The organism is Marinobacterium jannaschii DSM 6295 (assembly GCF_000620085.1).
GTDB lineage: Bacteria > Pseudomonadota > Gammaproteobacteria > Pseudomonadales > Balneatricaceae > Pontibacterium > Pontibacterium jannaschii.
The window spans coordinates 174415-188258 of sequence record NZ_JHVJ01000010.1 but is presented as its reverse complement, the minus strand read 5'-3'; the positions used below and the strand labels follow the sequence as shown (position 1 = coordinate 188258).

Genomic DNA, 13844 nt, shown 5'->3' with positions numbered 1-13844 from the left:
GGGGAGTAACCCGGCTTATCAGGTGTGATACCTGCATCACCGGGCAGTCAGGTGGTGAAAGCGAGGCGCAGAGGCTGAAATAGCCTATGCCCCGGCGATCAGAACGGCTTTATCGCGTGATCCAAGCCAGCAGTTCCGGCAGGTGCTGCTCTACCGAGTCCGCCAGCCGGTCGATCTCTGCTTCGCGCAACGCCTCATAATCGAACGCCTGCGGCTGCGACAACCCGGCCCAGCGCAGGATCAGCGCCAGGGCATTTTTGTCATCAAACAGGCCATGCAGATAGGTGCCCATCACCTGACCATCGGCACTGAGGGCGCCATCACGGCGGCCCGGCAGGCTCACCGGCGCATTGTCACAATCCGCGCCCTGACTGATGCCGCAATGGATCTCATAGCCGGTGATACTGGCCTCGTCCCCCATCAGATTCAGCGCCCCCTGTACCTGATGTAACTGCTTATCGGCCTCAAGCACCGTATCGATCTGCAGCCAGCCCAGTCCGGCACTGCTGCCCGGTGCGCCTTCGATCCCCTGCGGATCAGCAATGGTCTGGCCCAGCATCTGGAAGCCACCGCAGACACCCAGCACCTTGCCGCCGTAGCGCAGGTGACGCCGGATCTGCCCCTCCCAGCCCTGCTGACGCAGCGCCTCAAGGTCATTGCGGACATTCTTACTGCCCGGCAACAGGATCAGGTCGCAGTCCGGAATCGAGTCGCCATATCTGACAATACTCAGGTCAACCTGCGGATGCAGCGCCAGGGCATCCAGGTCAGTATGGTTGCTGGTGCGGGGGTAGGTCAGCGCCGCTACCTTCAGCCCGGCGCCCTGATTACGCTGCGGGTGGCTGATCGCGTCTTCCGCCTCCAGGTGAAAGCCCATCAGGTAGGGCAGCACGCCAAACACCTTCTTACCGGTACGCTGTTCAAGCCAGTCCAGCCCCGGCTGGAGCAGGCTGATATCACCACGGAAGCGGTTGATGATAAAGCCCTCGACCCGGGCTTGTTCGGAAGGACTGAGCAGCTCCAGCGTGCCTACCAGCGAGGCAAAGACACCGCCCTTATCGATATCCGCCACGATCACCACCGGACAATCAGCCGCTTCGGCAAAGCCCATATTGGCAATATCGTTCTCGCGCAGGTTGATCTCGGCCGGGCTGCCCGCCCCCTCCACCATCACCGTCTGGTACTGGTCGTTGAGGCGCTGCCAGGACTGCAGTACTTTCTTCAGCGCGGTGGGCTTATAACCGTGATAGACGCGCGCCTCCATATTGCCCACCGCCTTGCCGTGGATAATCACCTGGGCACCGATATCGCTATTAGGTTTCAGCAACACCGGGTTCATATCCACATGGGGCCTCAGGCGACAGGCCTGGGCCTGCACCGCCTGGGCGCGGCCGATCTCGCCGCCCTCGGCGGTCACCGCGGAGTTCAGCGCCATATTCTGCGGCTTAAACGGCACCACCTGTACGCCACGACGCTGCAGCGCCCGGCACAGGCCCGCTACCACAGTACTCTTACCCGCATCGGAAGTGGTGCCCTGCACCATCAGGTTACGCAATCTGTTCATCCTTTATGATGCTTGGCGAGAAAGCGGTCCAGCTTATTGGCAAACTGCTGACGGTCATGATTATTCATGGTTGCCGGGCCACCGGTCTCAACACCGGAATTGCGCAGGGTTTCCATAAAGTCGCGCATCGACAGACGCTGGCGGATATTGTCCCGGGTGTACATCTCGCCACGGGGATTCAGGGCATGACCGCCCTTCTCGATCACCTCGGCCGCTAGCGGAATATCCGCCGTAATCACCAGATCACCCGGTGCCAGCTTCTCGACAATCAGATTGTCCGCCACATCAAACCCGGCCGGCACCTGAATCGCATTGATCAGCTTGGAGGGCGGTGTCTGCAGGTACTGGTTCGCCACCAGCGTCACCGGCACCTGAGTACGATCAGACGCCCGGAACAGAATCTCTTTAATCACTTTGGGACAGGCGTCCGCATCAACCCAGATCTGCATAGCTCGTTAACCTGTTGCACAGAAAATTTGGGGCATTAAACCATAAATCGGCCAACGCTGCCGGTGGCTCTGAGGACACAGGACAAATTCGTACAAGACAGCCGGATACAAGGCTGGCATGCTGCTTCCAGCCAATCAATTCAAGCGGGGAATCGAGGGAATGAAAACCATCGGACTACTGGGCGGTATGAGCTGGGAATCCACCCTGAGCTATTATCAGGCGATCAACCGCGGCATTAAACAGCAACTGGGCGGACTGCACTCGGCAAAGATCGCCCTCTACAGCGTCGACTTCGCCGAGATCGAAGCTCTGCAACACCGGGGCGACTGGCACCGTGCAGGTGAATTACTGGCGCAGGCAGCCGCTCAGGTCGAGGCCGCCGGGGCCGACTGCCTGTTGATCTGTACCAATACCATGCACAAGGTGGCAGAGCCGGTCTGTGACGCCATCAATATTCCGTTGCTGCACATTGCTGATGCCACGGCAGAGCAGTTACAAAAGGATGGGGTGCGTCGGGTGGGGCTGCTCGGTACCCGCTTCACCATGGAGCAGGATTTCTATAAGCAGCGCCTGAGCGATCACTTTGGTATCGAGGTGGTGATTCCCGACGATGCGGGTATGGAGCAGGTACACCGGGTGATCTACGACGAGCTGTGCCTGGGCGAGGTCCGCGATGACTCCCGCCAGCAGTACCTGCAGATCATCGAACAGCTGCGGCAACAGGGGGCAGAGGCGGTGATCCTCGGCTGCACCGAGATCGCCCTGCTGGTCAGCCCCGAAGACACGACGATGCCGCTGTATGACACCACGGCGATCCATGCCGACAGTGCGATCCGGTTCGCCCTCACGGCAGACTGACCGCCACCTATCCTCTGCTATCCAGGCCTTTCCGGCGCTGCGTTCCGTCCTGAATCAGCGCCAAGTCCCTGAAATTAAACTTTATTCCGGATCGGCTCGCGGCTATCTTAAAAGGGAACCAAGTGGAAACGCCTGATTGCGAAAGGAACAGGCAGGGGGATGCGCGCATGAGAGAATCTGACCAGCCCGGATACGCCGCCGGGCGCTATATGTTCTATGCCTTCTGGATCACGCTGCTGGCGGTACTGACCATCGCCTTTAACAACTGGCACGCCGATCGTCTCAATCCCAATGCACAGCTCAGCACTACCGGCGAAGGCCGCGAAGTCGTACTGAAACGTAACAGCTATGGCCACTACGTGGTCTCCGGCAGCATCAATGGCCAACCGGTGACCTTCCTGCTCGATACCGGCGCAACCGCCATCAGCATCCCCGCAGCAGTGGCCGATCGCCTGCAACTGGACGGTCACGGTTACAGCCGGGTCAACACCGCCAACGGCACTATCTCGGTGGAAAACATCAGCCTCGACAGCGTCGCCATCGGCCCCATCCGGCTACGGAATATCCGCGCCAATATCAATCCACATATGCACGGCGATACGGTATTACTGGGGATGAGCTTTATGCGCCACCTGGAGATGATCCAGCGTGATGGCAAACTGACGCTGCGCCTATAGTCTCCCCCGGCTACTTCAGTCGATACCGAAGCCGCTGACTGTCGCCATTTCATTGGCATAATCCGGGCGAAGCTGGTCCCAGCCCAGGTTATGAATAGCCGGTGCCGACCTCATCTCAGCTTTGGCTTTGGCTGCTGCATAAGTGGCAATACGCGCCACCAGATCCTCTGTCTCGCCCTTGCCGCTGCGATAGAGGCAATCGGCCGGAAACAGCTCAGGATAGGCCAGCCGGTCTGGCACCAGCGGGATACAACCGGCCGCAACAGCTTCCAGCACCGCGATACCCTGGAAATCATGCAGCGCGGTGGAGAGGACGATTTCGGATTGCTGCAGCAGCTGGCGATATTCCGCCACCGAGTCGATAAAGCCGCTACGGCCCAGCAAATGCGGGTAGTCGGCCAGAATCTGATCGAACACCGCTGGCATGCGGCGGAACTGCTGCCCCACCATATGCAGGCGGATATCAATACCCCGCTGATCGAGTTCGGCCAGCATCGCCAGTAACAGTTCCGGCCCCTTGTCGAACTCCCAGCGGTGATTCCAGATCAGCTGCAATGGCCCCGGTTGCGGCTGATGGGGCAGGAAAACCGGCTCTGGCAGCGGTACCGGCAGCACCGCAGAAGACTTTTCAATACGGTCGATCAACCCGGCCGGGACCTGATCCGGCAGCTTCTTCAGCAGCGCACGGGCCCCCTTGAGAAAGGTCTGGCGGTTGTAGTCGGTGTTAAACAGCACCCGGTCCGCCGCCAGCGCGGTGTAGATATTGAGGATCTTCGGCTCGACGCTGCCGTACTCCTTGCCCGATTCCGGATAGGCGAACTGGTTTTCGTGAAAGTAGACGATCGTCGGCGTGCTTGCCAACGCCGGGACAAAACCGCGCAGTGCCGACAGGTCGGTCATCGAGGTGGCGATCACCAGGTCATAACCCTGCTCCAGCGTTTGCCGTTCACCGAAGGCCCAGCTGAGGCTGTTGCCTCGCAATCGCCAGGCGAAGTAGCGAGGCGGCAGCGTCAGTACGGTCCAGTCAGCAGACGGAAACTGAGCAGTCAGTGCCTTATGCCAGTAACCATGACTGGCGGCATCGTAAGCAGATAACAGCAGGATTCGCATAGGAGTCGGTCGGGCCTGAAAAAGGGGCTATTGTGCCTGCAGCGCCCTCAGTGAATCCACCACCAGACAGATCAAAAATCGATTCAATATCATTTTCTGCAACAATCTATTAAACAAACCGCTATTTATCGGGCACATTAAAAACAATAAGCTTACTTTCATCGCTTTCGGCAGCTATCCCCAACAGCTGCTGTCAGTGTCAGGAGTAATCTCCTTTCTTCTCAGCCTGCGGTCCCCCAACTGCGGGCTTTTTCTTGTCTGCAGGATGACGGTATCCCCTGCACCGCATACCCTTCCGACCAAAGATTAAAAAAATTTAATTTTTATTGAACAAATTTCCACCTGCCCCACTCCAACTTTTGAACAAAACTTCAGGATACAGCCGCAAGGACCGCAGCAAACGCGACATTCCATGCAGCCGTACCCTTTTCATAGCTGAATCAGGCAGCGTCAGCCCCAGATGGGGAGGATGTTTTCAGGCTGGTGGCCGGTACTCCGACAACGGGTAACCGAGTGACTGTAAACTGCATTGCCGCTGGCAGAGGTTCAGATAAACCCTGACCCAAGGATCTACAACAATGAAAACAAACCTCAGTCCTAAATTAGGTGGTATCTCCGTCGCACTGGCTGCAGCCGGTCTGGCCGCCTGCTCTTCCACTGCACCTAAAGATAACAGTCAGGCCTATGGGGCCGCCGATGCCGAGTCTGATCTGATTCACTGCTACGGCGTCAACAAATGTAAGGGCCATAATGACTGCGGCGGTGCCAATAACGCCTGCGGCGGCCAGGGTTCCTGTAAAGGCAGCGGGTTCGTCGGCATGCCATCCAAGGCCTGTGCCGATGTCGGCGGCCGAATGGAAGATGACTGGCGTGGCGCGATCGCCAAGGCCGACCTGACCCAGTGCTTCGGTGTTAACCAGTGCAAGGGCCACAACGACTGTAAGACTGCGAGCAACTCCTGTGCCGGTCAGGCATCCTGTAAGGGCCAGGGCTTTGTCATGACCACTGCAAAGTCCTGCGAAGCCATTGGCGGCAGCACCAGCTAAGGCGTATTAACAGCCAGGTTGTTATCCGGGAGGCCTGCCCTCCCGGTCTGTTATCTGCAGGAGCATTTCTATGAAGGATCACTTCCTCGGTTTCGGGCTCGGATTGCGAACCCAGCACTTCCATGACTTTCTGCAGCCAGAGCGGCCGCAGGTCGACTGGCTTGAAGTGATCTCTGAGAACTTTATGGTGGATGGCGGTAAACCCCGCTACTACCTGCACCAGATACGCGAACATTATCCGATGGTGATGCACGGCGTCTCGATGTCGATCGGTTCGACCGATCCCCTCGACCGGGATTACCTGCGCCGCCTGAAAACGCTGGCCAACGAGCTACAGCCGCAATGGATCTCTGACCATCTCTGCTGGACCGGGGTCGATGGCCTGAACAGCCACGACCTGCTGCCGCTGCCCTACACCGAAGAAGCGCTGAATCATGTGGCAGAACGCATCAGCCAGGTACAGGACTATCTTGGCCGCCAGATTCTGCTGGAGAATGTTTCCAGTTACCTCTCCTACCGGGAATCGGAGATGACCGAGTGGGAATTCTATTGTCAGGTGGTGGAAAAGGCGGACTGCCTGATGTTGCTGGATATCAACAATATCTATGTCAGCGCGCGCAACCACGGCTTTGATGCGCTGGATTACCTTAACGCCATCCCGGTTGCCCCGGTACGTCAGTTCCATCTTGCCGGCCATAGCGATTACGGCGACTACGTGATCGACACCCACGACCACCCGGTGGTCGATCCGGTGTGGCAGCTATATGCCGACGCCCTGAAGCGCTTCGGTGCAGTCAGCACCATGATCGAACGTGACGACCATATCCCGCCCCTCGAAGAATTGCTGCGGGAGCTGGACCAGGCCAGAACGATCGCCCATGAAACCTGCCCGGCACTCTTCGCCCGCCCCGACTGCCACCCCCAGGCCCGGGAAGCCCGCCTGTGAACAGCCTGAAAGAGAGACAACGACAGCTGCTGGACTACCTGCGCGGCCACTCCAGCGATATAGCGGCACATATCGGTCAGCAGGGTAACATCAGCACCGAACTGAGGCTGGGCATCTACCATAACGCCTACCGGGTGCGGCTGAGGGAAACCCTCGACAGCGACCTGCCGGTACTGGGCCAGTACCTGGGCGACGATCTCTATCGCCAGATGGTGGCGGGCTATATTGAGCAATACCCCTCGCGATACCGCTCGCTACGCCACTTTGCCGACAACCTGCCGGCCTTCCTTGCCAGTCAGGCGCCCTTTTGTGAGCATCCCCAGATTGCCGGCCTGGCCCGCTTTGAACGCCTGCTGATGGATGTGTTCGACGCTCCCGATGCCACACAGGCTGAACTGTCTGAGCTGCAACAGCTGCCGGCCGAACAATGGCCCGGATTGCACTTGCGCTTTCACCCCGGCCTGCAACTATTTAGTAGTGACTACAACGTTGTCGAGATCTGGCAGGCGCTGAAAGCCGAACGGCCACCGCCGCCACTGCGCCAGCGGGAAAACCACTGGATGCTCTGGCGCAACAGACAGCGGCTGACCGAGTTCAGTTCGCTGGACGCGCCGGAACGATTACTTCTGCAACGTTTCCTGCAGGGTGATACGCTGGCCGGGGCTGCCGATCACCTGCTGCAACTGATACCCGAGCAGGAAGCCGGGGCTTTACTATTTGAAACACTGCAACAGTGGCTGAATAAAGGGCTGATCTGCCGTCTGATCTGACCTGGGGGACACAGACTGTTGCAAAGATCTGCCCTGAGGTGCCCGATGTTCCGCATCCTGCTTGTTATCTTTATCGCCGCGCTAAGCATCGCCTGGATCGACCGCGAACCCGGCGAGCTGCCCGCCGGTGAACTGGCCCCGCGCGCGCCCGTTCAGCTGAAACAGTCTAACCTGACCGATATTGAGTACCGTGATTTCCAGCTTTCGCCCAAGGCGTTCTACCTGATCACCGCCCGGGTACTGGCGCGCGAAGACTATTTCCTCGACAAGGAATCCGATATATCCCCCACCGACCTGGCCCTGGGCTGGGGCCCGATGTCAGATTCCAGCGTGCTGGAGAAGTTTGAGATTTCTCAGTCCAATCGCTGGTATTACTGGAAAAGCTATAACCTGCCGATCGCGCGACGCCAGGTGCGTAACAGCAGCGCCAACGTCCATATGATCCCGGCCAACGACCAGGTCTCAGACGCGCTGAAATCGGTCGATGTGGATCAGGTGGTGTCGATGGAAGGCTATCTGGTGGATGCCCGGGGCAGGGACGGCAGTCTCTGGAAGACCTCGCTGAGCCGGGACGACACCGGCCAGGGCGCCTGTGAGCTGTTCTACGTGGAGAAGCTGCATATCCTCTCGCCGACGGAATACAACCGTGGCGAGGGATAATGCAGACCGAACAAACAGGGTTTTCGCCAGGCAGGCAGCTTAACGCCGGTCACTGCCTTGGTCTCGAATGGCTCTGAAGGCCAGAGGCGTTTCGGGCCTATTCGCGGGTTCCTTAACTAAATGCCCGCAGAGAGGAGTTCAGATCATCCACCAGCTTCTGTAGCTGCTGGCTGGCATCCGTCGTGGTCTCAACCGCTTTCAGGTTGCTGTCCGATGCCTGACTGATCGCCAGGACATTGTGACTGATGGTTTCAGACACACTGGACTGCTCTTCTGAGGCACTGGCCGTCTGCAGGCAGCGATCCGCCACACCGTTCAGCAGATCGGTCAGGGTATCGATCGCCTGATCCACTTCATGCGCCTTAGCGATCCCCAGCTCCGCTTTCTGCTGGCTGGTTTCCATGGTGGCGACGGTCTGGTTAACGTACTTGCCCATCTGATCGATCGTGCTCTGAATTTCCGCTGTCGAAGTCTGGGTGCGCTGCGCCAGTGTCCGCACCTCATCGGCCACCACCGCAAAACCCCGCCCCTGTTCACCCGCCCGGGCCGCTTCAATCGCCGCATTCAGCGCCAGCAGATTGGTCTGGTCGGCAATATCATTGATCATATCGACAATACTGCCAACGGCATCCATCTGGCTGCGCAGCTGCTGCGCACTGCCGGACGCTACGACCACCTCATCCTGCAGCTGCCGGATCGAATCCACCGCCGTCAGCAGCAAGGCTTTACCGCGCAGCGCCTCATCCTTGGCGTGATGGGTTTCATCCGAGGTTTCAGCCGTGTGCTGAGCCACCTCATGCGCCGAGGCGGCCATCTGGTGGGCAGCACTGGCGACCTGGCTGGTCTCCGCATTCTGTTGCTCTATACCGCGACGGGTTTCACTCAGGGCATCGTTGGTGGTGTCAGTGACCCGCGCCAGCGTATCGATAGAGTCTTCCAGGCGTCCGATCAAAGTGCGCATCCGCGCCCGATAGGTCTGCCGCATCAACTCCGCCGCACCGGCCTCGTCGCCACGGTTAGTGAAAACAACCTGCGCCAGCGGGTTGTTGTAGACGGCCAGCGACTCCTCCGCCAACTGCTGTAACGGACGCAGGCGGGCATAGGCCATACTGGCCGCAACAATAATAAGCAGCGCCTGTAACAGGCCACTGAACCAGACGGACAGGTCGAATGAGGTCACCAGAATCATCGCCGGTATCAGTGCCGCAAAGATCGACATCATCTCGACCTGCATCGGCACCCGCTTACGCAACATACGTTGGTCGCCATTGCGCAGCCGGCTATAGAGCTTCTCTGCCTGGCGCTTTTTGGCCTCGTCCGGGCGGGTGCGCACGGACTGGTAGCCCGAAGGCCTGCCCTGGGCGTCATACACCGGCATAACGTAAGCCTGTACCCAGTAGTGGTCTCCGTTCTTGCAGCGGTTTTTGACCAGTCCCATCCAGGGCTTGCCCTGCTTAAGGTGGCTCCAGAGATCCTGAAACGCTTCCTTCGGCATATCCGGGTGACGGACTATATTGTGAGGCTGGCCGATCAGTTCTTCGGCAGAGTAGCCGGCGACATCACAAAACTCTTTATTAGCATAAGTGATCGTTCCGTTCAGATCGGTGGTTGAGATCAGTCGTACGTCAGCGGCGTAATTGACCTCCCGTCCACTCACTCCCTGTTGTAGCCCCATGTTTCGATGTCCGCCCTTTATCGTCTATTGCTGATTGCGGCCGACGCCGGGCAGTCAGGCCACCCGTACGACCAGTCAGGCCCTCCATACAGACCAGTCAGTCTGTACCAGAGCCGGCGCAATACTACTGCAAGAAGTAATAGTAAATAAACCAGAAATAAGAATAATGTCGTAACCCCTTCGTATTAGAGACTCTCTCAGAAAACTGTTGTTTATCAGGGTTTTCCGGCAGGCAGAAGCGGATGGCAGCGGATTCGGTCCTCCCCGGCTGGACAACTATCCGCTTTCATCTATCTTTATTGCACAGTTATCCGAAAACGACCGTCCATTACCAATAAGTAATAGACTCGGCCCTGTCGGATCAGTATAATGGCGCACTTTTTCCAGCCCGGTGTATCTGCACTCCGCAGTACACTCCTCTTTAAAAATTCACAGGTATTCATTGCATGTCTGAAGGCGGCCAGCCCACTTTTACCTCTCTAGGGGTAGCAGAACCAATTCTTCGCGCACTTAATGAAGTCGGATATGAATCCCCGACTCCAATCCAGGCCGCTAGTATCCCTCACCTGCTCGAAGGTCGCGATATTCTGGGCATGGCACAGACAGGTACCGGTAAGACTGCAGCTTTCGCGCTGCCGCTGCTGAGCCGCCTGAATACCAAAAGCAACAACACTCAGATGCTGGTACTGGCACCAACACGCGAACTGGCAATCCAGGTTGCTGAAGCGTGCCAGACTTACGCTAAATACATTCCAGACTTCCACGTACTGCCTATTTACGGCGGCCAGGCTTACGACTCTCAGCTGCGTCAGCTGCGTCGTGGTGCTCAGGTTGTTGTAGGTACTCCTGGCCGTGTGATGGATCACATCCGTCGTGGCTCCCTGAACCTGGATAACCTGGAAGCGCTGGTACTGGACGAAGCCGACGAAATGCTGCGCATGGGCTTCATCGATGATGTGGAATGGGTTCTGGACCACACCCCGGCTGGCCGCCAGATCGCACTGTTCTCTGCCACCATGCCGTCTCAGATCAAGCGCGTGGCACAGAAATACCTGAACGATGCGCAGGAAGTGAAGATTGCCGGTAAAACGGCTACTGCAACCACTATCAAGCAGAAGTACTGGCGTGTAAGCGGCCTGCATAAGCTGGACGCCCTGACCCGTATCCTTGAGCTGCAGCAGTTCGATGCCATGCTGACCTTCGTGCGCACCAAGTCCGCAACCGAAGAGCTGGCCGAAAAGCTGTCCGCACGCGGTTATGCGGCTGAAGCCCTGAACGGCGACATGTCCCAGCAGCAGCGTGAACGTACTGTTGAGCGCCTGAAAAACGGTAAAACAGACATTCTGGTTGCCACCGATGTTGTTGCCCGTGGTCTGGACGTTGAGCGTATCAGCCACGTACTGAACTATGACATCCCTTACGATACTGAATCCTACGTTCACCGTATCGGCCGTACCGGCCGTGCCGGCCGTGAAGGTGAAGCGATCCTGTTTGTTGCGCCACGCGAGTTCCGCATGCTGCGCTCTATCGAACGCGCGACCAACCAGCCGATCGAACGCATGGACCTGCCAAGCGCTGCGGATATCAACGTAAAGCGTGTTGACCGCTTCAAGCAGCGCATCAGCGAAACCATGGATAGCACGGACACTTCGCTGTTCCTGGATATCCTGGCCGACTACCAGCAGGAACACGATTCAGATCCACTGCACATCGCAGCTGCACTGGCTCACCTGCTGCAGGGCAAAACCCCGCTGCTGATCTCTGAGCGCGAGCCGCGTCCGGAACGTGATCGTGGCGATCGTGGAGACCGCGGCGATCGTGAAGATGGCCGCCAGCGTCGTGATCGTCGTCGTGGTGAGTTCTCTAAGGATGCCCGCCCGCTGAAAGGTAAGCCAGAAGTCGCAATGGAGCGTTTCCGCGTATCCGTCGGCCACGAGCACGGTGTACTGCCGAAAAACATCGTTGGCGCTATCGCCAACGAAGCGAACCTGAAAGCAGAATTTATCGGTCAGATCGAGATCTACGACGAGTTCAGTACGGTCGACCTGCCAGCAGGCATGTCGAAAGAAGCGATGCAGGCCCTGGGACGTGTCTACGTTTGCGGCCAGCGCCTGAAGATCGAATCGGTTGCCAATGATTCCGGTCGTCGCCCGCCACGCAACGCACGTAACAAGCGTCCGCACCGCGGCCGTGGCGACCGTCCGGCACCGAAAAAGCAGGACAAGTAAGACATACTATCGTTAAGCTGTTGGCATCAGGCCGACAGCTTAATCCTTTGTCTGAACGGTTTCGCTGAAAAAGTTAAACCCCTTCGCCGCCTGCACGCTCCCCCTTCCGCTGCAGGCGGCGTCCTATATCCCGTCCCTACACCCCAGCAGCCCTGAATCACCGCCTTAGCGACACCGCACCGGTCAGGCCCGCAGCAACTGCCCATTCACCCGCAATCTGAGACGGGCAATCGGAATCTCCAGCCACTCTGACAACTCATTGCCAGTGATCTCGGCACCAAATAACAAGCGCAACCGCGCACGCTCAACCTGCTGCCACTCTTCACCGTAATCCGGCGATAGCATCACAGACGGCTGTTCCATATTCAGTTCATCGCTGATCCAGAGCACAACCGCCAGCCCCTCCAGCCTCAGCGACAGCTTCAGCTCCCGATAGAGATAGACTTCAGGGTCAGTTTCACTCTGACCAAAACTGACAGCATCGCTGTAATTCCAGCTGTCTACGGTAAAGCAGTGCACGCCAAACTCAATCGCAATCACATCCACCCGAACGGTAAGGGCATCAAACTGATTTAACAGCCGGACAACCGGTCGGTGATGCTGGCGGGCCAGATTAGTTGCAGATGAACTATACGATCGCATAACCACTCCCGGCAAAAGCTCATCAGAAATATTACCTATATAACTTAGCAGCAGTCTGCGGGAAACAGCACTTTAGTCCCTATCAATTATCCCCGTCGATACACCAAGGCCAGCTCAGGCATCCGCAACCATTCCGGCCAGGCGTGCCCGGTACTCGTCACTCTTGCGGTAACTGCCCGGCGTCATCCCGGTCCACTTCTTAAACGAGCGGAAGAACGCCGACGGCTCTTCAAATCCCATCAGACTGGCAACATCATTGATCGACAGCTGTGGCGAGTTCATATACTCGATCGCCGCCTGCTTGCGGCACTCATCCTTGATCTTCTGGTAGGAGCTGCCCTCCTCCATCAGCCGGCGCCTCAGGGTTGAAACCGACATGTTCAGCCGCCCGGCCACCTCCTCGGCACTCAGCACCTCGCGGGTAAAGTCCCGCCCCAGCAGTGCCACCACCTGGGATGTCAGGCTGCGGTCGTCATTGACGGTGACAATCAGCTGATACGGGGCCGTTTTCAGGAACACCCGTAAGCTGTCATCGGTGTGGACGATCGGGTAATCGAGGTAGTACGCCGGAAAGACAAAAGCGCTGTCATGCTGGCAGAATCGCACTTCCGACTGGAAGATCTGCTGGTAGGTCGCGGTATCCTGCGGCTCATCAAAGCCGAAATAGACCGCCTTCAGGTCCACCCGGCTGCCGATCAGCCAGCAGATAAAGTTATGCCACATCGACAGCGAGGTGCGGATACGCTCGGGCTGCTCGTTACGCAACATCTCGTCGATATCCAGTGAAGCGGCGGAGGTGGCGGCAATCGATACCTTGGCATAGCGACCCTTGCGCACCAGCAGCGGCTTCACCTGGGTGCCGCGGCAGATCTCATGGAAATCACTGGCCCGGTAGATCGCCTTCTCCAGCGTCTTCGCATGGATAATGCTGTAACACATCATGCGGAAGGTGCCATTGGGCACCTTGCCACCGCCCAGCATGCCGAAATACTCATCCTGGGCGATCCACATCATCCGCTGGTAAAGCTGGCCGAAGGTATCAGCGGCAAACTCAGCACGTTTATCGATCGCATCGCTGCTGAGTCCGGCTTCCTGCAGCAGGCTATCCACATCATAGCCCTGAGAGCGGGCCTGATTGAGCAGATGACGCACATAGTTAGTCGATACCATGCCCCTGTTTTTCATAACTCCCCCTGCCCGGCCAGACAGCGACCGGCC

At 58.0% G+C, this 13844-nt stretch carries 13 protein-coding genes; 7 read left to right on the top strand and 6 right to left on the bottom strand.

Annotated elements, in window-relative coordinates; genetic code table 11:
* Nucleotides 1-109: 109 nt before the first annotated feature.
* Complete coding sequence (locus Q354_RS0108710; RefSeq protein ID WP_027857267.1) at nt 110-1564, bottom strand: cobyric acid synthase; 1455 nt, start codon at nt 1562-1564, stop codon at nt 110-112.
* Entirely contained in the window at nt 1561-2013 is a 453-nt protein-coding gene (locus Q354_RS0108705; RefSeq protein ID WP_027857266.1) for a YaiI/YqxD family protein, read from the bottom strand. Before Q354_RS0108705 ends, Q354_RS0108710 begins: the two co-directional genes overlap by 4 nt.
* 160 nt (nt 2014-2173) lie before the next feature.
* On the opposite strand from Q354_RS0108705, the gene Q354_RS0108700 reads away from it, so the two are divergent.
* Nucleotides 2174-2872: an aspartate/glutamate racemase family protein gene (locus Q354_RS0108700; protein WP_027857265.1), complete on the top strand. Its 699-nt coding sequence runs from the start codon at nt 2174-2176 to the stop codon at nt 2870-2872.
* 167 nt (nt 2873-3039) lie between these two features.
* On the top strand, nt 3040-3549 hold the full coding sequence (locus Q354_RS0108695) for a retropepsin-like aspartic protease family protein (RefSeq protein WP_027857264.1): 510 nt from the start codon (nt 3040-3042) through the stop codon (nt 3547-3549).
* A 15-nt stretch (nt 3550-3564) separates the two neighbouring features.
* On the opposite strand, the gene Q354_RS25105 is transcribed toward Q354_RS0108695, so the two are convergent.
* Complete coding sequence (locus Q354_RS25105; RefSeq protein WP_036229059.1) at nt 3565-4659, bottom strand: tRNA-queuosine alpha-mannosyltransferase domain-containing protein; 1095 nt, start codon at nt 4657-4659, stop codon at nt 3565-3567.
* Between the two features lie 578 nt (nt 4660-5237).
* Between Q354_RS25105 and bufA2 the strand changes: the two genes are divergently transcribed.
* From bufA2 to Q354_RS25095, 4 genes are all read left to right on the top strand, one after another.
* Nucleotides 5238-5705 carry a BufA2 family periplasmic bufferin-type metallophore gene (gene bufA2, locus Q354_RS0108685; RefSeq protein ID WP_027857263.1) on the top strand — a complete coding sequence of 156 codons (468 nt, stop codon included), beginning with the start codon at nt 5238-5240 and terminating at the stop codon, nt 5703-5705.
* Nucleotides 5706-5775: 70 nt separating this feature from the next.
* Nucleotides 5776-6651, top strand: coding sequence for an MNIO family bufferin maturase (bufB, locus tag Q354_RS25100; protein WP_036229056.1), 876 nt, complete (start codon nt 5776-5778; stop codon nt 6649-6651).
* A complete protein-coding gene (locus Q354_RS0108675; protein ID WP_027857262.1) occupies nt 6648-7421 on the top strand; it encodes an HvfC/BufC N-terminal domain-containing protein in 774 nt (257 codons plus the stop codon). The genes bufB and Q354_RS0108675 overlap by 4 nt, the downstream gene beginning before the upstream one ends.
* Nucleotides 7422-7466: 45 nt before the next feature.
* Nucleotides 7467-8081, top strand: a complete 615-nt coding sequence (locus Q354_RS25095; RefSeq protein ID WP_051559996.1) for a hypothetical protein — start codon at nt 7467-7469, stop codon at nt 8079-8081.
* 112 nt (nt 8082-8193) lie between these two features.
* On the opposite strand, the gene Q354_RS0108665 is transcribed toward Q354_RS25095, so the two are convergent.
* Nucleotides 8194-9756, bottom strand: a complete 1563-nt coding sequence (locus tag Q354_RS0108665; RefSeq protein WP_027857261.1) for a methyl-accepting chemotaxis protein — start codon at nt 9754-9756, stop codon at nt 8194-8196.
* A 446-nt stretch (nt 9757-10202) separates the two neighbouring features.
* Here Q354_RS0108665 and Q354_RS0108660 point away from each other — a divergent pair, with 446 nt between their 5' ends.
* Complete coding sequence (locus Q354_RS0108660) at nt 10203-11984, top strand: DEAD/DEAH box helicase (RefSeq protein WP_027857260.1); 1782 nt, start codon at nt 10203-10205, stop codon at nt 11982-11984.
* Nucleotides 11985-12167: 183 nt separating this feature from the next.
* Here Q354_RS0108660 and Q354_RS0108655 read toward each other — a convergent pair whose 3' ends face one another.
* Together Q354_RS0108655 and Q354_RS0108650 are read right to left on the bottom strand one after the other, a co-directional pair.
* The gene (locus Q354_RS0108655) at nt 12168-12626 is read right to left on the bottom strand and encodes a hypothetical protein (protein ID WP_027857259.1); all 459 of its coding nucleotides are present in this window, start codon (nt 12624-12626) and stop codon (nt 12168-12170) included.
* 114 nt (nt 12627-12740) lie between these two features.
* A complete protein-coding gene (locus Q354_RS0108650; RefSeq protein ID WP_027857258.1) occupies nt 12741-13811 on the bottom strand; it encodes an AraC family transcriptional regulator in 1071 nt (356 codons plus the stop codon).
* Nucleotides 13812-13844: the final 33 nt, after the last annotated feature.